This is a genomic window from Nocardia sp. KT25-26 (assembly GCF_056627695.1).
On the sequence record NZ_CM152813.1, the window covers coordinates 2,328,404 to 2,347,822 of the forward strand.

At 70.3% G+C, this 19,419-nt stretch carries 19 protein-coding genes; 17 read left to right on the plus strand and 2 right to left on the minus strand.

From position 1 onward, the window contains the following. Positions 1 to 16 precede the first annotated feature (16 nt). The 16 genes from AC1HFH_RS10510 to AC1HFH_RS10585 all read left to right on the plus strand — a co-directional run bounded on the left by AC1HFH_RS10510 (position 17) and on the right by AC1HFH_RS10585 (position 16,319). The gene (locus tag AC1HFH_RS10510; RefSeq protein WP_480247237.1) at positions 17 to 1,648 is read left to right on the plus strand and encodes a cutinase family protein; all 1,632 of its coding nucleotides are present in this window, start codon (positions 17 to 19) and stop codon (positions 1,646 to 1,648) included. Positions 1,649 to 1,722: 74 nt separating this feature from the next. Next, positions 1,723 to 2,586: a DUF8176 domain-containing protein gene (locus tag AC1HFH_RS10515; protein WP_480247238.1), complete on the plus strand. Its 864-nt coding sequence runs from the start codon at positions 1,723 to 1,725 to the stop codon at positions 2,584 to 2,586. 15 nt (positions 2,587 to 2,601) lie between these two features. Further along, on the plus strand, positions 2,602 to 3,462 hold the full coding sequence (locus tag AC1HFH_RS10520; RefSeq protein ID WP_480247239.1) for a MinD/ParA family ATP-binding protein: 861 nt from the start codon (positions 2,602 to 2,604) through the stop codon (positions 3,460 to 3,462). Then, positions 3,459 to 4,109 carry a hypothetical protein gene (locus AC1HFH_RS10525; protein WP_480247240.1) on the plus strand — a complete coding sequence of 217 codons (651 nt, stop codon included), beginning with the start codon at positions 3,459 to 3,461 and terminating at the stop codon, positions 4,107 to 4,109. Before AC1HFH_RS10520 ends, AC1HFH_RS10525 begins: the two co-directional genes overlap by 4 nt. 88 nt (positions 4,110 to 4,197) lie before the next feature. Next, a complete protein-coding gene (locus AC1HFH_RS10530) occupies positions 4,198 to 4,494 on the plus strand; it encodes a hypothetical protein (protein ID WP_480247241.1) in 297 nt (98 codons plus the stop codon). An 8-nt stretch (positions 4,495 to 4,502) separates the two neighbouring features. Further along, on the plus strand, positions 4,503 to 4,772 hold the full coding sequence (locus tag AC1HFH_RS10535; RefSeq protein WP_480247242.1) for a hypothetical protein: 270 nt from the start codon (positions 4,503 to 4,505) through the stop codon (positions 4,770 to 4,772). Between the two features lie 22 nt (positions 4,773 to 4,794). Next, a complete protein-coding gene (locus AC1HFH_RS10540) occupies positions 4,795 to 5,415 on the plus strand; it encodes a DUF8175 domain-containg protein (protein WP_480247243.1) in 621 nt (206 codons plus the stop codon). Further along, positions 5,412 to 6,227 (plus strand): DUF8175 domain-containg protein, encoded by an 816-nt coding sequence (locus AC1HFH_RS10545; RefSeq protein WP_480247244.1) that lies wholly within the window; start codon positions 5,412 to 5,414, stop codon positions 6,225 to 6,227. The genes AC1HFH_RS10540 and AC1HFH_RS10545 overlap by 4 nt, the downstream gene beginning before the upstream one ends. 29 nt (positions 6,228 to 6,256) lie before the next feature. Beyond that, positions 6,257 to 7,738, plus strand: a complete 1,482-nt coding sequence (locus AC1HFH_RS10550; protein ID WP_480247245.1) for a hypothetical protein — start codon at positions 6,257 to 6,259, stop codon at positions 7,736 to 7,738. Continuing rightward, positions 7,735 to 9,228 carry an SCO6880 family protein gene (locus AC1HFH_RS10555; RefSeq protein WP_480247246.1) on the plus strand — a complete coding sequence of 498 codons (1,494 nt, stop codon included), beginning with the start codon at positions 7,735 to 7,737 and terminating at the stop codon, positions 9,226 to 9,228. Before AC1HFH_RS10550 ends, AC1HFH_RS10555 begins: the two co-directional genes overlap by 4 nt. A 7-nt stretch (positions 9,229 to 9,235) precedes the next feature. After that, positions 9,236 to 11,410: a hypothetical protein gene (locus AC1HFH_RS10560; protein ID WP_480247247.1), complete on the plus strand. Its 2,175-nt coding sequence runs from the start codon at positions 9,236 to 9,238 to the stop codon at positions 11,408 to 11,410. Next, entirely contained in the window at positions 11,388 to 11,756 is a 369-nt protein-coding gene (locus AC1HFH_RS10565; RefSeq protein ID WP_480247248.1) for a transposase, read from the plus strand. Before AC1HFH_RS10560 ends, AC1HFH_RS10565 begins: the two co-directional genes overlap by 23 nt. A 10-nt stretch (positions 11,757 to 11,766) precedes the next feature. Next, the gene (locus AC1HFH_RS10570; RefSeq protein ID WP_480247249.1) at positions 11,767 to 13,413 is read left to right on the plus strand and encodes a peptidoglycan DD-metalloendopeptidase family protein; all 1,647 of its coding nucleotides are present in this window, start codon (positions 11,767 to 11,769) and stop codon (positions 13,411 to 13,413) included. Between the two features lie 101 nt (positions 13,414 to 13,514). Beyond that, positions 13,515 to 14,024 carry a hypothetical protein gene (locus AC1HFH_RS10575; RefSeq protein WP_480247250.1) on the plus strand — a complete coding sequence of 170 codons (510 nt, stop codon included), beginning with the start codon at positions 13,515 to 13,517 and terminating at the stop codon, positions 14,022 to 14,024. Positions 14,025 to 14,067: 43 nt separating this feature from the next. Next, complete coding sequence (locus AC1HFH_RS10580; protein ID WP_480247251.1) at positions 14,068 to 15,924, plus strand: type IV secretory system conjugative DNA transfer family protein; 1,857 nt, start codon at positions 14,068 to 14,070, stop codon at positions 15,922 to 15,924. Further along, positions 15,921 to 16,319: a DUF4913 domain-containing protein gene (locus tag AC1HFH_RS10585; protein WP_480247252.1), complete on the plus strand. Its 399-nt coding sequence runs from the start codon at positions 15,921 to 15,923 to the stop codon at positions 16,317 to 16,319. The genes AC1HFH_RS10580 and AC1HFH_RS10585 overlap by 4 nt, the downstream gene beginning before the upstream one ends. A 33-nt stretch (positions 16,320 to 16,352) precedes the next feature. On the opposite strand, the gene AC1HFH_RS10590 is transcribed toward AC1HFH_RS10585, so the two are convergent. Both AC1HFH_RS10590 and AC1HFH_RS10595 read right to left on the minus strand, forming a co-directional pair. Continuing rightward, positions 16,353 to 16,928, minus strand: coding sequence for a hypothetical protein (locus tag AC1HFH_RS10590; protein WP_480247253.1), 576 nt, complete (start codon positions 16,926 to 16,928; stop codon positions 16,353 to 16,355). Between the two features lie 129 nt (positions 16,929 to 17,057). After that, positions 17,058 to 17,936, minus strand: coding sequence for a peptidylprolyl isomerase (locus tag AC1HFH_RS10595; RefSeq protein WP_480247254.1), 879 nt, complete (start codon positions 17,934 to 17,936; stop codon positions 17,058 to 17,060). Positions 17,937 to 18,097: 161 nt separating this feature from the next. Here AC1HFH_RS10595 and hisS point away from each other — a divergent pair, with 161 nt between their 5' ends. Further along, complete coding sequence (gene hisS, locus AC1HFH_RS10600; RefSeq protein ID WP_480247255.1) at positions 18,098 to 19,372, plus strand: histidine--tRNA ligase; 1,275 nt, start codon at positions 18,098 to 18,100, stop codon at positions 19,370 to 19,372. Positions 19,373 to 19,419: the final 47 nt, after the last annotated feature.

The window sequence follows — 19,419 nt, forward strand, 5'->3', positions numbered from 1 at the left end:
CGCTATGGCACGGTGCATGGGAAGGCCGACGGGAACGCTGTTCGCGTTCACCGTCTCGGTCGCGACCGTCGTCACCGCGAGCGCGACCGCCACGGCGCAGCCGGCGCCGGCCGGCGCCCGGCTCGGAATCGACACCTGCCCGGCCCTGTACGCACTGGGTATCCAGGGCACCGGGGAATCCTCGCCGGGCACCGCGCCGACCACCGACACCGGGATGCTGTCGACCGTCTTCGGTCCGATGCTCGCCCGCGCGCCGGAACCGGGACTCGTCGCCCGCGCCTATGTGCCCTACGAGGCCGGATTCGGTGGTGCGGTGCCGGGCGGTGCGGCACCGTACGCGGAATCCGTGCGCGGCGGCTTGGAGCGGCTACGCGAGATGGCCGGGACGGTGGGGCAGCGCTGCCCGGACAGCCGGATCGCGGTCGCCGGTTATTCGCAGGGGGCGCATATCGCCTCGCTCTTCGCACAGGAGGTCGGCGCCGGAGTCGGTGTGCTGCCGCCCGATCGAGTGGCCGCGGTCGCCCTGTTCGGCGATCCCACCCGCACGCCGGGTGCGCCGCTGTTCCCGGGCGCGCCGGGCCTGGTGGAACCCGAACCGGCGCCCGGCACCTCGGGTGCCGAGATCGGCGGCGTCCAGGTGCTGTCGCGCACCGCCGCACCGGGCGGCGGAATCGCACCCGAACGGGACCGGGCCGAGAACTTCGGTGCGCTGACCGGCCGGGTGGCCAGCTTCTGCGCAGCCGGCGATCTCGCCTGCGATGCACCGGCGGGAGCGCCGATCCTGCAGGCCGTCGCCAACCTGGTGGGGCAGGTGCAGCTGTCCGGTGGTGACCCGATCGGCTCGCTCCGATCGATCGCCCAGGCGCTCGCCTTCACCTCCATCAAAACAGCCACTGCCGTGGTGAACGAGGACATCACCGGCACCACACCGGCCGATCTGTCGCTGGCGCCGCGGAAATCGATCTCGCAACGCCTGGCCGAGGCCTCCGATCCGCGGACGCCGCTGCAGGCGAACGACGCCGTGGCCGCCCTGTTGAAGGTGGGCACGATCGGCCTCAATGCCGTCGAGACCGTCGTCCGTACCGTGCTGAATCCGGTGGCGATCGCCGAACTGGCCACCGCCACCCTGGCGAATCCGGCCGCGGGTATCGCCCTGCTGGGCACGAAGCTGGCGGGTGCGATTCCGCAGTTGGTGCCGCCGACCACCGGGTTCCGGCTCGTCGAACAGGCCTACCACGAAGTGCTCCGCAACGTCACCGACAACCGGGAACTGCTGGACATCACCACCTGGGTTCGTTACTGGGACACCGTCTCCAGGCACCAGGCCTACGCCAACGCCACGATCACCGCCGAAGGCGACGCACCGACACGATTCGTGGCGGACTGGTTCGCCGCCCTGTCCCGGGACCTGGCGGCGGAGTTCGGTGCCGGTGCGCCCCCGGCCGGCGGATCCGATCGACCCGATCCCGGAATCTTCGGTCCGGGTCCCGGCGCGTCGCCGACGTCCGAGCCGTCCGGTACGGGACAATTTCCCTTCGGGACAGGAGCCGATGGCGCCTCATCCGGAGGCGTGACATCTACTCCGCCTACCGATACTCCGCCCACAGGGCCACCCGAAGCCACCACGTACTCGTTCACCGAGAACTGACTCTTCCGACAGGTCCGAGAAACAGAGGTCGAGACGATGCGAATCCATGCGCCCGGCGTTGCGGAGAGGGGGGAATGTTGAAGTCGTACAATGAACTGTCGCGCTGGTACGCCGCGCTGGAGCCGGCCGACGGCGCCCCCGCCCCGGACCGCCCGGACACGACGGAGTCCGCACCGGCCGGTGAGGACGACGGTCCGGCTCGATATTCGCCCGCGGCCGAGGCCGCGCCCCGTGCCCCCGAGCCCCTGGCGGAGTTGCCGGTGCGGCACAGTCAGTACACCGGCGGGTGGTCGGATTGGGTGACCGGTGAACCACCGGATTCCGCCCACGAAGCGGAGCTGGTCGAGTTTCCGTGGTCCGGTACCGAAGGGGTCGAGGCGGCGCCGCGGCTGGCGCCCTCCGGACCGATCCGTCCGGTCCCGCGTCGCCGGATGTGGCTCGTGCTCGGCGGATGTGTGCTGGTGCTCGTCCTCGCCGCGGCCGGGGTGGTCTTTCTGCTGGCCGGTCCGGACGCCCGGCCGGCCGACTCGGCACTACCCGCCGCCGGCAGCCGGCCCGCCGCCTACGACCGGTCCTGCCCGACCGAGCGGACCGCCACCGTCGTCCGCAGCGCCGAGCCCGGGAGTACCGCGTCAGGGCCGGATGTGGTGCTGGCCTTCCAATACGCCTACTACGTCACGCGTTCGGCCGTCCAGGCGCGGGCGGTGGTCACTCCCGATGCCGCGGTCGCACCGGCCGAGATCATCCAGCGCGGGATCGACTCCATCCCGGTGGGCACCACGCATTGCGTGCTGATCACCACGATGGCCGCGGACCGCTACGCGGTCGAGGTCACCGAATTCCGCCCCGCGGACGCGCCGGCCACCTACAACACGCAGACCGTGCGGACGGCGCGGTTGGGCGAGCGCACGCTCATCACGGGCATCGCGGCGGGATAGAGGAGAGCAGAAGCGATGGCAGAGGATTGGAGCCGCTGGCTCGACGAGACGCCGGACGACGCGGACCCGGCGGGCGGACCGGACGCCGCACCGGCACCGGTGGTCCGGCTGCGCCGAGGCGCCGACGAGGACGGTGCCGGGCCGCGCCGGCGCTCGATCCTGGTCGTCGGTGGTTGCGGTGGGGCCGGGACGACCACCACGGTCCTCGGCCTGGCCGCCGAGCTGGCCGACACCGGCGCCGAGACCGTCGCCGTGGACGCCACCGCGGCGGGTAGCGATCTCGCCCTGCGCGGTGCGGACAAGCATCTGCACCCGGTGAGCCTGCAATCATGGTTGTACGGCCGCGGCGGTGACCGGCCCGCGCCGGTCGCCGCCGGTCTGTCCCGGTCGACCTCGGGCTACGGGCTGTTGTGGCGCGATGCCGCACCGTTGCGCCGCCGGGCCACCTATCTCACGGTGGCGCGGGCACTGTCCGGCAGCGGGTACACCGCGGTGTACGACGGCGGACACCCGATCGCCGGCCGGCAGTTGCGTCCCCTGCTCGACGACGGTGAGATCGCTCTCGTGCTGGCGATCCCGGCACGTGTCGACGCGGCGAACCGGTTGCGGCTGACCCTCGAATGGCTCGACGATCAGTACGGCGACGCCGAGGACAGCATCGTGGGCGACACCACCATCGTGGTGTCGCATCAGCATCCGGACGGCGACGATCGGGTGGCCGGGCACCTGCGGGAACACCTGGCCGGCTGGGTGCGTGGAATCGAGGAGATTCCCTACGATCCGCATCTGGCCCGTGGCGAACTCGTCCGGCATGTCGATTTGACGCAGGCCACACGCTCGGCATATGGGAGCCTGCTCGCCGGGGTGGCATCATGACGGCAGCCATGAAACTGCATCGTCGTCGTGAATCAGATCCCGCACCGGCGGGCGTGATCGCGCCACCGGAATCCCGGCAGGCGCCGATCTGGAAACATCCCATCCCGGGAATCGGGCGTGCGCCCCTGTTCTGGTTGCTCGGTGTGCACGGTGGTGCCGGCGCCAGCACGCTGGCGCATGTGCTTGCCCCGGCGGCGGATTCGCAACGGCGCTGGCCGGGCGGATTCGACGGCGAGTCGCCGTTCGTCGTGCTGGTGGCGCGCGAGACGATCTCCGGTCTGACCTGCGCCCACGATCTGCTGCGGCAGCACCATGCCGGACTGGCCGGAACCGGCACCGACGTACTGGGTCTGGTGACGGTGGCGGCGCGGCCGGGCCGCGTGCCCGCCGAGATCCGGCGCTACCGGGATGTGGTCGGTGTGCTCGCCGGCCAGGTATGGCGGGTCCCGTGGTTCGAGGAGTGGACCCTGGTGGAAGCCGAGCAGTTGCCGGTGTGGTCGCCCGGGATCGACACCGCACCGCGGAAGCGGCGGGTGGACCCGCTCGACCAGGTTCCGCCCGAAATCGGTGAGCTCGGTACCGAACTGGTGGCCGCCGTGCGTGCGGCGCTGTCCGGTGACTCCGCTGCCGGGGCAGGTGGTGGATGATGCACCATCGGCGCAGCTGGTGTACAAGTGATCTTCGGCTCGACAGTGATTGCGGGACAACACCTTCGAACGGGAGAGAGGCACCCCGATGAGCATGATTCTCGTCGCCGTACAGGACTCGGCGAGCGCTGTCCTGGCCCAAGTCGGTAATCCGACGCCCGAGGCGCCTCCGGGTTCGGAGAAGATCCTGCAGCTGGTGCGGTACCTGACCTGGTTCGTACTGCTGTCCGGCATCGTCGGCATCACCTATGCGGGGGGCAAGTTCGCCTGGGAGAAGTGGACCGGCGGCGGTCTCGAATCGCCGAAGATGGTCGCCGGGGCGATGATCGGTGGTGTCGTCGCGACCAGCGCCGGAACCATCATGAACGCCGTCATCGGAACGTGAGGTTGCAGATGTCCACCCTGTCCGCTGGAACCGCCCTGGCCTACAAGCAGATGCCGGCCGAGGTGCTGGAGCCGCTCATGCAACTGCTGAACTGGCTGCTGTGGTTCGTGCTGCTGTCCTGCCTGGCCTGGATGCTGGTGGCAGCGGGACGGTTCTGGCTCGCCTTCCGCGACGATCTGGCGGTGAACGACTCCTCACACGGAATCATGATGAGCCTGCTGGGGGCGATCGTCGCCAGCACCGCATCGGGGATCGCGCTGGCGATCCTGCCCGCGTGAGCCGGCGGACGGCCATCGGGCGATGAACTCCACAGTGACCAGATCCCGGCCGGTCATCGGTGTCGCGGCGACCGGTGTCGCGGCCCTGGTGCTTGCGGCCTGCGGGTCCGACGATCCCGGTCCCGGCCTGTCCGATGCGCCGACCGGCGTGCGCTGGGACAGCTACCAGGGCATCGCGCTGCCGCGCGCCGACCAGGGGCCGGGTTCGGTCTCCGACGGTGCGGCCACCGGATTCGAACACTCCCCGCGGGGCGCGGGCCTGGCCGCGGTGACCCATTCCATCCGGCTGTCGGTCGCACCGGACGACGAATGGTCGACCGTGGTCAACCGGGAAGTGGTGCCCGGCCCGGCCCGGGACCGCTGGGCAGTGAACCGGGTGCAGCTGTCCATCACCGGCCCCGCCGCCGACGAGTACGCACCCCGCCTGCTGGGCTACCTGGTAACCGGCTACACCGATGAGCAATCCGAGGTGGACGTCTACACCGAGTATTCGGACGGCTCTCGCGCGGTGAACCACACCACGGTCCAGTGGTTCGGCTCCGACTGGCGATTACGCCTGCCGGCGCCGGACTCGGACCTGCGGCCGGTGGCCGCGGTCGACGAACTACCACCCGACATCGTGATATTGGAGGCACCGAAGTGAGCGAGAAGGAGTCGGCCGCGCGCGATCGCGTCTCCTTCGGCATGATCGCATCCGGGGCCCTGCTGACATTGATCCTGGTCGGGGGCGCGATCGTCTACTTCACTGCGGGGGACGGTCCTGCGGTGGCGACGGCTCCGCCGCCACCTCAGGCGGCCGGTGGTACCGGCTTCGCCGATGCGGAGGTCGATCTGTTCGGCCGCCGGGTGGACATCCCGAACAACCCGGCCGGCCAACCGCTGGAACAGGATCCGGAACTGCAGCGGACTCCGGCCGATCCGGACTGGCTGACCGGGGCGCCCGCCGGGACCACGGATCCGTACGGCTGGCAACGGGTGTACGGTGCCTCGGTGCCGTTCTCCACCTCGGACGGCCCGGCCCGGATCGAGGACGGCCTGGCCGTGGGCTATGCCCACACGCCGCAGGGCGCGGCGCTGGCCGCCGCACAGATCACCTACCGACTCAACGCCCGACCGGCCGATCGCGACCTGTACGTGAACCAGGTCGACAGCACGCCGGCGCAGCTCGTCGCCTACGACCGGGCGCTCGGCAGCGACCGGCTGCCGGAGCAGCAGCCGGAGCGGGTGACCCGGTATCTGGTCGCTCCGGACGGCTTCAAGATCGACGACTACGCCGACGATATGGCGATCGTGCGGCTGGCCTCGCGCGGCCCGGTGGTCGACGGGCAGCAGCTCTATGCCGCGATGCGGCTGATCATGGTGTGGGAATCCGGGGATTGGCGGCTCAAGCCGACCACCTCGAACAATGCGCAGACCGAGTACGTGGAATCCCTAGCGGGGTGGACGACATGGTGATACCTGCGAACCATCGAAGGGGCCTGACGGTGCAGACGACTCAGACGATGCTGCAGCGGCTCGTCACGATCCTCGCGGTGATCTTCACCGTCATGATCGCGACGCCGACCGTTGCCTACGGCCAGACCTACGGGTTCGACGAAGCGTGCAACGAACTGCACGACACGCTCGACAGCGTAGCCATCCCCGGGGTCTCGCTCGGCGATGCCGCATCCGCGGTGTGCAAGGCGGGCAACGCCGCAGCGCATCCGGACCAGGCGGCCGAGGCGGTCAAGGACAAGGCCTGGGACTCGACCTTCGGCAGCGTGGTGGACTCGCTGATGAAGGGCCTCGGCGAGGCACTGATCCTCGCGCTGACCTTCTGGATGAAGGTGCCCAACGAGGTGGTCAGCGATTCCGGCGCGTTGTTCACCACGATCAACGACTACACCTATCAGGTCCAGATCCTGTTGCTGATCGCCTCGGTGATCATCACCGGTGCCCGATTGGCCGAGGCCAGACGCGGGGCCGCCATGAGTGAGGCGGCCGAATCGTTCCGGATGTTCGCGCGAGTCGTCTTCAGTTCCTGGATGCTCGGTGCGGTGATCGTCGCCGGTACCCGGGCCTCGGACCGGTTCTCCGAGTGGATCATCACCGACGCCACCGGCGGCAACGCCAAGGACATGGCCGAACTACTGGTGAAAACCAGCAAACTGCAGGCATTCTCACCGGGGCTGGTGCTGATCATCGCCATCGTGGGCATGCTGGGTGCGCTCGCCCAGATCGTCCTCGCGATCGTGCGTCAGGGCCTGCTGGTGGTCGCCGCCGGCGTGCTGCCACTGGCCGCGGCCGCCTCGGCGACCGGTACCGGCAAGCAGTCCTATCAGAAGCTGGTCGGCTGGATCATCGCGTTCATGCTGTGGAAACCGGTGGCTGCGATCGTCTACATGATCGCGTTCACCACCGCCGGGCATGTCGACAACCTCACCCCGGCCGGAGGCCTGCCCGCCGCCGAGGAAGCCCAGCGGATGCTGGTCGCCCTGGTGCTGATGTGCAGCGTCGCGTTCGTGCTCCCCGCCCTGATGCGGATGGTTGCACCGGCCGTCGCCACCGTCGGTACCGGCGGCTCCGGTCTGGTGATGGCCGGTGGCACCGCGGTCGGCGCGATGGCCCTGGGCGCGGTCGGGACGAAGGCGGTGAGCGCCCGGGCCGCCGCTGCCGGGCCGGGTAAGGCCGGGCATGTCGCGGCGACCGGATCCGGTCCCCGCCCGCCACGCCCACCCGGGGGCTCGGCCGGGCCACGCGGCGGTGGTACGCCGCCGTCGCCGCGGGGCGGCGGGCCCGGCGGTGCGCCACGGGGCGGCGGCGCTGCGGCGGTACCCTCCGGTGCGGCGCGCGCAGCAGGGCGCGTGGGCGCGGCCCGGGCCGCGGCCGATACCGCGAACCGAACCGATCAGGCGGCCGGGGACCTCGCGGGTGACCGGTGGGCCAACCGGGCGCCCGATCTCGGGAGGAGCACGATTCCGCGATGACGACACCGACCGATACCTACGAGCGGCGCTCGTACGGACTGTGGCAGAAGCCGCGCAGCGCAGGTCTGTTCGGCCTGCGCTGGGAAGAGACGGTCATCGGCTTCGTCGTGGTGATCACGGCGCTGATCTGTGCCATGGTCGGCGGGTTCACCTGGGGGCTGGTCGTCGGCGGCGTCGGAGTGCTGGTGATGCTGCCGCTGGTGTGGCGTACGGGTGGCCGTTCGGGATACGAGACGGGACTGATGATGTTCAACTGGATGCGCTCCCGGAGTCGCGGCGAGCATGTGTACCGGGGCGGCCGGTTCTCCCGGATCCCCGGTGGTTTCACCAAACTGCCCGGCCTGCTGGCGCCGTCGAAGCTCTACGAGGGTGTCGACGCCGGTGGATTCCACTTCGGGATGATCCACCTGCCGGCCTTCTCCCAGTACACCGTGGTGCTGCGGGCCTGGCCACAGGGACACGAGGCGGTGGACCAGCCGGTGATCGATCGCTGGGTCGCCGCCTGGGGCACCTTCCTGGCGTCGGTCGGCCAGACCAGCGATATCGTCGCCGTCGTCCCGGTGATCGATACGGTGCCCGAGACCGGAAACCGGCTGCTCACCGAGGTCTCCACCATCACCCGCCCCGAGGCGCCGGACCTGGCCCAGCAAGTGATGTACGAACTGGCCACCGAATTGCCCCAGGAACGGGTCCAATTGCTGCCCCGGGTGGCGATCACGTTCAAGGCGACCACCGCGGAACGGCGCAAGAACCCGGCCGAGGAAGCCGTCGAGATCGGCCGGCGGCTGCCCGGGATCTGTGCCGCGCTCGCGGAGGCCGGGGTGCGCGCCCAGCCGATGTCGGCCGACGAGGTGATCTCGTTCATCCGGCGCAGTTACGATCCGGCGGCCCAGGCCGACCTGGAGGTTGCTGCCGGGGAGCCCACCGGGCACGGGCTGGGCTGGGACGACGCCGGTCCGGTCTCCTACGACGAGAAATGGGATCACCTGATCCACGACGGCGCCCGGTCGGTCACCTGGGAGATGGACGCGGCACCGGAGGGCGCCGTCGACGAACGGGTGCTGCAGCGGCTGCTGGCACCGAATCCCGAAGTGCCGCGCAAGCGGATCGCCATCGTGTACCGGCCGCATTCGGCAGCCGACGCCGCCGAGATCGTCGACGACGACTTCAAGAACGCCCTGGTCGCGCAGCAGAGCGAGCGGGGCGTGGTCTCCGCGGCGGCCACCCTCCGGGTCGGCGCCACCCAGCAGGCCCGCGAGGAGCAGGCCCGGGGCCACGGCGTGACCCGGTTCGGAGCATTGGTGACCATCACCGAGCCGCTGCGTGGTGACACGCCGCGGATCGAGGCGATCACCCGGGATCTGTCCACGCAGGCACGGTTGAAGATCCGGCGATGCTACCGCTACCAGTCGGCGGCCTTCGCCGCCTCACTGGGCTGCGGTGTCATCCTGCCGGAACACGCGACGGTGCCGAAGGCACTGGCGGGATGAGGCAATCATGGGACGTGACCGCACCACCGGCGACGACGCCGATCCGCTGCTGCCCGAACTCGATCTGGTTCCGGTGCACCGCCCGCCCCGGATCCGGGGGGAACGGGAGCCCCGGCCGGTGCGGAGTTCGGCGCGCGTGAGCGGCGACGAACGCGTCGGCCTGGACAAGCGCACCGAGCGGGAGCGCCGTACGCCCCGGGACAACGACCGCCGGACCCGCGCCGCGGCGGCACCGCCCGACCGGGGCCGCGGCGAACATGCACCACGCCGCCGCCCGGACCGCGGCGAGCGCAGCGGCGCGCCCCGGGAAGGGGAACGCCGGGTCCGCGGGGACGGGCCGGATCGGCCGAAGGCCGGAAAACCACGCCCGGCCGGGAATCGCAGACCACCCCGCGCCGCCCGGGCCGATACCGCCGCCGACCGGGCGATGGGTACCGGTGCGGCAGCGCGGGCACCGAAACCCGCTGCCCGGCAGACCCGGTCCGGGCCCCGGCTGCTGGAGCCGGCCGAGCGCAGCCGCTACGAGCAGATCGCCCGGGAGCAGTCCGGATTGCGGGCGGCCTGGGCCACGTTCCGGCTGCACACCGACGACCTGCGGCGGCGCAATGCCGAATCCCGGGTGCAGGCAGTGGTCGAGGACGGTTTCGACCGCACCACCGCCGAACTCACCGACCTCGGGTACGCGGGACCGGGTGGCGGACGGATGAACGTCGTCGGGCGGCCGGTCGAGTACCGGGCCACCACCGCCCAGGTCGCGGGCCTGTGGCCCTGGTCGGTCGGAGCCGGTGCACCGTTGATCGGGACCCCGCTGGGATCGCATCTGCACACCGGCGCCCCGGTCTGCTTCGACCCGATGAACTGGTTCATGCGGGGCAGCTTCATTACCGCACCCAGCCTGTTCGTCCTCGGGCTCAACGGTTTCGGCAAATCGTCACTGGTCCGCCGGATCGTGCTCGGCGGCGTTGCCCAGGGCATCACCCCGTTGATGCTGGCCGACGTCAAACCCGACTACCGGCAACTGGTGGAACTCGTCGGCGGGCAGGTGATCGATCTCGGCTACGGGCACGGCAAGCTCAACCCCCTGGCTGCCGGAGTGCTCGGTGCCGTCGTGCCCCGCCTCGACCATCTGCCCGCCCTGCAGCAACAGGTGCTGCAGGACCTGCGGGCCCGGCAGGTCACCCTGATCGCCGGGCTGGTGGAACTGGTACGCGGCGAACGGGTCCGCGACTTCGAGGAGACGCTGATCGCCACCGCGCTGCGGATTCTCTACCTGCCGGACCGGGGGTTCACTCCGGACCGGCCGCCGATCATGGCCGATCTGCTCGAGGTGATCGTCGCCGGTGGCGACGAGCTCATGCTGGATGCCGGCGCCGACGACGAAACCGAATACCAGCTGGCGATCAAGGAACTGCGCCGATCGCTGCGCGCGCTGACCCAGGGACCGTTCGGTGCGGTGTTCAACGGGCAGACGACAGTGCCCATCGACACCGACTCCGTCGCCGTGTGCATCGACGTATCGCATGTGCCCTCCGGCGACAAGAAACTCAAGGCCGCGGTGATGCTCGCCTGCTGGGCCGACGGTTTCGCGTCCGTGGAAGCGGCACATGTGCTCGCCGATGCCGAATTGGGGCCGCAACGCTACTTCCAGGTGGTGATGGACGAGCTGTGGCAGGTGCTCGGGCTGGGTGACTTCATGGTCGACCGGGTCAACGAACTGACCCGCCTGCAGCGATCCATCGCGACCGCTCTGATCATGATCAGCCACACCATCAAGGACCTGCAGGCACTGGGCTCGGATGCGGCGATCGCCAAGGCGCTCGGCTTCCTGGAACGGGCCCGCGCCAAGATCTTCGGGGCACTGCCCGCCGAGGAGATCAACCGGCTCGACAGTACGGTGCCGTTCACCTCCGCCGAGCAGGAAATGGTCACCAGCTGGTCGGCGCCGCAGGCACTCACCGGTGAGGCCCTGCGGCCCGGTCAGCAGCGCCCGGCGCCGCCCGGCACCGGCAAGTTCCTGCTCAAGATCGGTGAGGACCGCCGGCCCGGGATCCCGTTCCACATGGAGTTCACCTTGTCCGAGAGGGAAAGTGGCATCCACGAGACGAATCAGCGGTTCAGCGAGTTCACCGGCCCGGCGACGGCCGCCGGGGAACCGGCCGGTGCCGACGGGAGCGGATCATGAGCACACCGCCGGGATCCTCGACCGGGAGGTGGCGCCGATGATGCCGCACCGGCCCTACCGGAAGGTCTCGCCCGAGGTGCGCCGGGCCGCGGTCGAACAGGTGCTGGCCCTCGCCGGGAAGCTGCGCAGCGAATCCGAGGCGTGCCGGGTGGTGGCCGAGCAGATCGGGGTGCACACCAACTCCGTACGCAATTGGGTGCGGGCCGCCGAGGGCCCCAGCCTGGACCGGATGGATGCCGCGGCCCTGCGCCGCAAGGTGGCCGTGCTCCAGGAACAACTGGCCGCCGCAGCCGAGATGAACCGGACTCTCGCGGACACCCTCAACGACGCCCGGCGCCGGACGTGAAGGGAGTCCGGTGACGGCCCGGTCGCTACTCACCCTGGCGCTCACGGTGACGCTGGGGTTGCTGGCATTGGTCGTGGTCGTGGTGCTCCCGTCCGTGGACGAATCGTGTACGGACACCGATATCTTCGATGCGCCACCGCCGACCCTGCCGCCGCTGGGCGGCTACGCGCCGGGGGACCGGGCCGCCGCCGACGCGCCGGCGCCGGAGATCTCGGCGAATCCGTCGCTGGCGGCCGGTACCGGGCCGATCGAACGGACGCTGCCGCTCGAGGCGGGCACCTTCACCGTCTCCGACGGCTTCGGCACCCGCGGCGGACGGCACCTCGGGGTCGACTTCGCGGCCGCCGACGGCACCACCATCTACTCGGTGTCCGACGGCCGGGTCGTGGCGGCCGGTCCGGCCTCCGGTTTCGGGAACTGGATCGTCGTCGATTCGGTGGACGTGAACGGCCGGGCCTTCTCCGCGGTGTACGGGCACATGTGGGAGCACGGCGTCCGGGTGCGGGCCGGTCAGCAGGTGCGGGCCGGCCAGCCGATCGGCACCGTCGGTTCGGCCGGCCAGTCCACCGGTCCGCACCTGCATTTCGAGATCGTCCCCGGCGGGCGGTTCACCGGTGGCCGCCAGATCGACCCGCTGCCGTGGCTGGACGGCGCACCGACCCCGGATGTGGGCGGCGCCCGGGCCTTCTCGTCGGACCCGCGATGCGTCCGCGGTTTCGGCAGTGCCGGTGGTGCGCTCGCCGACGGTACGGTGCCGCCCGAACTCGAGATCTGGTACCGCCGCGCGGGAACCGTCTGCCCCGAGATCACCTCGTCCCTGCTCGCCGCGCAGGGCAGGCAGGAGTCCGGATTCCGGCGCGGGCTCACCTCACCCGCCGGGGCCCAGGGCCTGGCCCAGTTCCTGCCGGGCACCGCCGCGAGCATCGATCCGGCCGACGGCCGGCCCTATGTCATCGACGCCGACGGCAACGGCACCGCCAGCGTATGGGACGACGGCGACGCCATCATCGGCCAGGCCCGCTATATGTGCGCCATCGCCGCGAAGGTCGCCGGCTGGATCGAACAGGGGCGGGTCTCCGGTGATCCCACCGCCCTGACCCTCGCGGCCTACAACGCGGGCGAAGGAGCGGTGCTGGCCTCCGGTGGGATGCCGAACCAGTACGCCGCGCACTACTCCGAGACCCGGCCCTATGTGGCGAACATCCTGGCGATGGAGCCGCGCTACCGCGCGCCCGGCGCCCAGGGCCGGTTCGTTCCGGAGGCCGACGGGGCGGACGGCAGCCAGATCGCTGCGGCAGCCCGCGATTGGCTGGGTACCCCGTATGTATGGGGCGGCGGTGGTCCGCAGGGGCCGACCGACGGCGGGTTCGACGCCGCGGGGCTGACCGCCGCGGCGGTGTTCCGCGCCTCGTCCGGTGAGATCGACCTGCCGCGGACCGCCGAACAGCAATGGGAGGCCGGGATCGAGGTGCCGATCGGCCGGGCTGCGGCCGGTGACCTGGTGTTCAGCGATTTCGGTCCGCGCGGTCCGGCCGTCGTGGGCATCCACGCCGGAGACGGGACGATGATCCAGGCGGTTCCGGCGCGCACTGGCGCGGGTGGTGGGGTGCAGCAGGTCCCGGTCCCCGGCGACGCACGAGCGAGGAGGGTGCTGTGATCCGGCGACGGCGGCCGCACCGGTGGATAACCTGGAGGAACAGGGTTTCGGATGCGGCGGACGATCGAGGGAGGTCGGCCTCGTGGTACGCGGTCGGTGCGGTGACGGTCGGTGCGATCGTGCTGACCGGTTGCGGTGGTGGCCCGGAATCCGGCGGGGCACTGCCGACGGCGCCGAGTACCGTCCGGCAGCTGGAGGCGGCGCCGGCGCCGGACCCGACGACCCCGGACGGGGTGGCAGTCGCCGCGATCCGCGAGGTCTTCACCTGGACCCCGGCGACGGAGCAGCCCGGCGATTCCCTGGAGCGGGCCCGGAAATGGCTGGGTCCGAGTCTGATCCGGGTCGTCGACGAATCGTCCGAGGCCGGTGGTCCCGGGGCGTCGCTGCAGTGGGCGGACTGGGCCCGCAACGGCGCGGAGGTCGAAGCGTTCACGTTCGCGGCGGGGGAGCAGCCGGAAACCGCCCCCGGCGCCGAGGTCGCGCAGTACAAGATCGGTGTCGAACAGACCGTGGTGTACCCGGACGGCCGGCGCGTGCCACTGAACCCCAGCACGGTCATCGCGACCGTGGTGCACACCCCGGACGGCTGGCGGCTCGACGGATTCCGTTGAGCAGACCCGTCCCCAACGATCGACGTCCACACAGGAGGCGCAGGTGGCGAAGAAGAAGGTGAAGGACCCGGCCGCGGTCGGCCCGGATATCGGCCTGTGGGCGATCGGCATCGGGTTCGCAATGCTCGCGTTGACATGGGTGGCGCTGCACGTCGGGAACTCGTTCGCGGTGGTACCGCAGGACATGCCGATCAACCCGATCGCGATAGTCGTCGGCTTCGTCCGCGGCGAACTGCACTGGCCCAGCGGTGCCACCGTGATCATCCTGGCCGCGGTGCTGATCGTGGTGTCCGCCTTGCTGATCCGGCGGCGCCGACAGGTGGCCAAGCTCAAGGGCCGGCTGTCGATCGACGACAAGGCCGACCATATGGGCAGCGGGGGCGCCATCTCGGCGCTCACCGCCGCCGGCGCCGGCGAGAAAGCCGGACAGCTCGGGCTGAAACTGGGGGACGGCATGTCGCCCGGCGTCCCGATCGGTGTCGGCGTCGCCGACGGCATCATGCTGTACGGCTCCTACGAGGATCTGCACCTCGACATCTGGGGGCCGCGCCAGGGCAAGTCGACCTCCCGGGTGATCCCGGCGATCCTCACCGCGGTCGGTCCGGTGCTGACCACCTCGAACAAGCGGGACGTGGTCGACGCGACCCGGGATGTGCAGGAGGCCAAGGGCAGTCCGACCTTCGTGTTCGATCCGCAGCAGGTGGCCGGGGAACATCCGCGGTGGTACTGGGATCCGCTGGGCTGGGTCGACCCGCGGCTCGACGGCTGTGAGATGCGGGCGGCGCGGTTGGCCGGGCATTTCGCCGACGCCGACAACACCGGGGACGCCAAGACGGACTCCTTCTTCGATCCCGAGGCCGAGGACCTGCTCGCCGGTCTGTTCCTCGCCGCGGCGGTCGCGGGGAAGCCGATCACCCAGGTGTGGGAGTGGGTGACCAATCCACAGGACCAGGAGCCCGTCGAACTGCTGCGTGCGGTGCGGCTGCCCGGCACCAGCAAAGGCAAGTACGACATGGTGGCCTCCGGCCTCGCCATGCAGTACAACGCCGACGAACGCACCCGCAGCGGCATCTTCGGCACCGCCAAGAAGATGGTGCGCTGCTTGCAGCTGTCCAATGTGCATCCCTGGATCACCCCGGACGAGCACAACTCCCGGCTCCAGTTCGACGAGATGGAGTTCCTGGACCGCAAGGGCACGCTGTACTGCCTGTCCTTGGAAGGTCGCGGTTCGGCGGCGCCACTGGTCAGCGCGCTCACCGAAGCGGTCATCGACGTCGCCATGCGCAAGGCGTCGATGTCCACGGGCGGGCGGTTGCCGTTGCCGCTGCTGGCCGTGCTCGACGAGGCCGCCAATGTGGTGCGCTGGAAGGATCTGCCCAAGCAGTACAGCCACTTCGGATCCCGCGGCATCGTGGTGATGACGGTGCTGCAGTCCTGGGCACAGGGCGCCCGGTGCTGGGGCGAGGACGGGATGAGCGCGCTGTGGTCGGCGGCCAATATCAAGGTGCTGGGCAGCGGCGTCGACGATATGGCGTTCCTGCGGGATCGCTCCGAGGCCATCGGCGAATACGATGTGGTGTCCTCGTCGGTGTCCGAATCGTCGGGGGGTAAGAGCTACTCGCGGTCGCTGGGGTCGTCCAAGACGTTCACCGCGCAGGCCCTGGCGACGCTGCCGCGGGGCCGCGCCGTGGTGTTCACTTCCGGGCAGCCCGCCGTGCTGGTCCGGACGGTGCCGTGGTGGGAGACCGCCTACAAGGACCGCGTCCAGCGGTCCATCGAGAACAACGACCCGACCCGCAAGACCCGGGTCGACGATCTGATCGGGGTATCCGTCATCGCCCCGCGTACCGAACCGCCCGCGGCCGGTCCCGGGCACGTAGAGGAGGTTGAGCCGCTGTGACCGACCATGACGATCGGGACCATCAGCCCGTCACCGACCCGACGCAGATCGAATCGGTTGTCGACTTCGTCGAGAAGTACCTGGTGCAACTGTATCGCCGGCAGGTGACCGATCTCAGCGACACCGTGTGGTGCCCGGAATGGTGGCGGCATCCGGAGGCGGTTGCCCGGCTCGATGCCCTGTGGCGGGCCTGGCAGCACCTCCGGATGGACAGTGCGACCGGACTGAGCGTGTGGTTCCTCGACCACGCCGATCCGCATATGGCGAAACTGTTCGATCCGCGGGGGCCGTTCAAGTACTGCAGTGTCCGGAACGGGCACAAGTCGATGCTCGACCCGCTACCGGTCCGTGAGCCCGAACCCGTCTTCCTCGAGCGAATCCTCGAAGTCGACTGACCGTGAGCCGGGCCGCCGATCGGTCGGCCCGGCTCAGCGGCTGCGTTCCTGGCCGCGCCCGTCGATACCGCGGCCACGGCTCTTCACGGCCCGCTCGGCGGCTTCCTTTGCCCGCGCTGCTTCTTCGGCCGGCAGTCCCTGGCCCATCTCCATCAGCATCCGGACCGAGGTGAGTTCGGGCGTGACCCCGGCGCGGGCCAGATGGGCGGCGATCGCGGACCGGCGCTCCGGCGAGTCGTAGCGCATCGCCGGCGCCTCGGTCTTGACCGCCGTCGCGACCCCGCCACCCGCGGCGAACGGCGAGGACGGATCCTTGGTGAGGCTGATTCCGCGCTGTTCTCGGGATTTTCCGGTCCCGGACGCGGTCGGTACCGGGTCCGACATCATCCGGCCCAATTCGGCGTTCCGCGGGTCCTTGGACTTGGATTGCCGGGCTTCGCGGACCTGTTGCTCGCGCGCTTCTTTCCGTTGCGCCTCCACGACCTTGGCCCGCATCTCGGCTTCCTTCTGGCCGCGTTCCCGTGACTTCAAGGCGACCAGGGTCGCCATCTGCAGCATGGTCCGCGCCAGGTTGGCGGTTTCGCTGCCGATGTCGTCGAGTTCTGCCATGAGTGCTCCCCGATGCCGCAGTGGTTGCTCGGTTCGAGATTACTCCGATGTGCGCGCAACGTCGCGTTTGTCCGCGGGCCGGTCTCCGTGGTGGGTGGTCCCGGCCCGCGGGGGACCGGGACCACCGGATCAGCCCACCCGGGCCGCGGTGATCTCGACCGGAAGAGCCGGTGCCATGCCCTGCGGATCGGCCGGATCGACACCGGCGGCGCCGACCTTGTCCAGAACGCCGAGGCCGGCCTCGTCGATGGTGCCGAAAATGGTGTACTGCGGCGGCAGCGTGGTGTCGCCGAAGACCAGGAAGAACTGGCTGCCGTTGGTGTCGGGGCCGGAGTTCGCCATTGCGACGATGCCGCGCTCGTAGTTGATCGGCTCGTCGACCGCCGGATCGTCGGCGGCGTACTGGTCCTTGGGGTACTCGTCCGCAAAGCTGTAGCCGGGGCCGCCGGTGCCGGTGGCCGTGGGATCACCACACTGCAGGATCGACATCCCGGGACCGGCGACCAGGCGGTGACAGCTGGTGTCGTCGAAGAAGCCCTGTTCGGCCAGGCTGACGAAACTGTTCACGGTGCAGGGCGATTCGGCATTGTTCAGGGTCAGGCCGATCGCGCCCTCGCCGGTCTCCAGGGTGACCGTGGCAGGTGCGGCGTCCGGCCCGCTGGGTACCTGGGTCCGGCCGGGCGGGTTCACCGGTTTCGACGGCTCACCGCTCACGTTGTAGGTGCAGTCGACGGTGGCGGGCTTCGGGACCGCCACGGGTGCGCCCGCGGCGGTGAGCTCGGCTTCCTCGACCGGGCTGGTGGTGGACGGCGTCGCCGTTGTGGATTCGGATTCCCGGCCCTCGGTCAGGAAGTACACCCCGGCGATCGCGGCGGCGACGACCACGACCCCGAGTGCCGAACCGGCGATCGTGAGGCGCTTGCGCTTACGCTCCTGTTCGGCCCGCTTCTCCAGCCGGCGTTCCAGCTTGCGTTTCGCCGCTGCCCGCCGCTGCTCGTTGGTCGGCACTCCAGAATCCTCCCGTGTCGAAACTGTCCGGCACCGAGTGTGCCATCCCTGGAGGCTACTGTGCGGACCGCGGCAGCCGCGGCGTCGATGCGGAAGCCGATCCGGGGGACAGGGGATACCGGTTGGACTCGGCGTGCCCCGGTGGGGGAAACTGGATGATCGTGACCAAGACGAGCAGCTTCACCGCCCCGAAAGGGGTCCCGGACTATGTGCCCCCCGGCTCGGCCGAGTTCGTCGCGGTGCGCGACGGCCTGATCCGCGCCGCCCGAACCGCCGGGTACGGGCATATCGAGCTGCCGGTCTTCGAATCCACCGCGCTGTTCGCCCGCGGGGTGGGCGAATCCACCGATGTGGTGAGCAAGGAGATGTGGACCTTCGCCGATCGCAACGGTGAGAGCTTCACCCTGCGGCCGGAAGGCACCGCGGGGGTGATGCGCGCGGTCATCCAGCACGGCCTGGACAAGAGCGGTCAGCTGCCGATCAAACTCAGCTACGCCGGGCCGTTCTTCCGGTACGAACGCCCGCAGGCCGGTCGCTACCGGCAGTTGCAGCAGGTCGGGGTGGAAGCGATCGGCGTCGACGACCCGGCGCTGGACGCCGAGGTCATCGCGATCGCCGACGCCGGGTTCCGCGGCCTCGGCCTGGACGGGTTCCGGCTGGAGATCACCTCGCTCGGCGACGAGACCTGTCGGCCGCAGTACCGGGAGCTGCTGCAGGACTTCCTGCTGAAACTGCCCCTGGACGCCGAAACCCAGCGCCGGGCCCGGATCAACCCGCTGCGCGTGCTCGACGACAAGCGGCCGGAGGTGCGCGAGCTGACCGCGGACGCGCCGTTGATGATCGACCACCTGTCCGAATCGGCCAAAACGCACTTCGAGCAGGTGCTGGGCCACCTCGACGCGCTCGGCGTGCCGTATGTGGTGAACCCGCGCATGGTGCGCGGCCTCGACTACTACACCAAGACCACCTTCGAATTCGTGCACGACGGACTGGGTGCGCAGTCCGGGATCGGCGGCGGCGGCCGCTACGACGGCCTGATGGCGGAGCTGGGTGGCCAGGCGCTGTCCGGGATCGGGTTCGGCATCGGCGTCGACCGGACGGTACTCGCGCTGCAGAAGGAGGGGCGCACGGCCGCCGACCCGGCCCGCTGCCAGGTGTTCGGGGTTCCGCTCGGGGACGCGGCGAAACAGCACCTGGTGGTGCTGGCCGGGCAGCTGCGGGCGGCGGGTGTCCGGGTCGATCTGGCCTACGGCGGCCGGGGCGTGAAGGGGGCGATGAAGGCGGCGGATCGTTCCGGCGCCCGTTTCACCCTGGTCCTCGGCGACCGCGACCTGGCCGAGCACACCATCGGCGTCAAGGACATGTCGACCGGCGATCAGCGGCAGCTGCCGCTCGGTGAGGTCGTCGGCGTCCTGCGCACCGAACTGGACGCCTGAGGGAGCCTATCGGCGCGAGTCCGCGCCGATCCGGGCAGAGAGGGAAC

Bases quoted from the DNA above. Each gene is read 5' to 3' on its own strand.
- AC1HFH_RS10590 (WP_480247253.1), bottom strand. From the start codon at position 16,928: ATGGCAGAACTCGACGACATCGGCAGCGAAACCGCCAACCTGGCGCGG.
- AC1HFH_RS10520 (WP_480247239.1), top strand. From the start codon at position 2,602: ATGGCAGAGGATTGGAGCCGCTGGCTCGACGAGACGCCGGACGACGCG.
- AC1HFH_RS10530 (WP_480247241.1), top strand. From the start codon at position 4,198: ATGAGCATGATTCTCGTCGCCGTACAGGACTCGGCGAGCGCTGTCCTG.
- AC1HFH_RS10540 (WP_480247243.1), top strand. From the start codon at position 4,795: ATGAACTCCACAGTGACCAGATCCCGGCCGGTCATCGGTGTCGCGGCG.
- AC1HFH_RS10535 (WP_480247242.1), top strand. From the start codon at position 4,503: ATGTCCACCCTGTCCGCTGGAACCGCCCTGGCCTACAAGCAGATGCCG.
- AC1HFH_RS10515 (WP_480247238.1), top strand. From the start codon at position 1,723: ATGTTGAAGTCGTACAATGAACTGTCGCGCTGGTACGCCGCGCTGGAG.
- AC1HFH_RS10525 (WP_480247240.1), top strand. From the start codon at position 3,459: ATGACGGCAGCCATGAAACTGCATCGTCGTCGTGAATCAGATCCCGCA.
- AC1HFH_RS10555 (WP_480247246.1), top strand. From the start codon at position 7,735: ATGACGACACCGACCGATACCTACGAGCGGCGCTCGTACGGACTGTGG.
- AC1HFH_RS10510 (WP_480247237.1), top strand. From the start codon at position 17: ATGGGAAGGCCGACGGGAACGCTGTTCGCGTTCACCGTCTCGGTCGCG.
- AC1HFH_RS10560 (WP_480247247.1), top strand. From the start codon at position 9,236: ATGGGACGTGACCGCACCACCGGCGACGACGCCGATCCGCTGCTGCCC.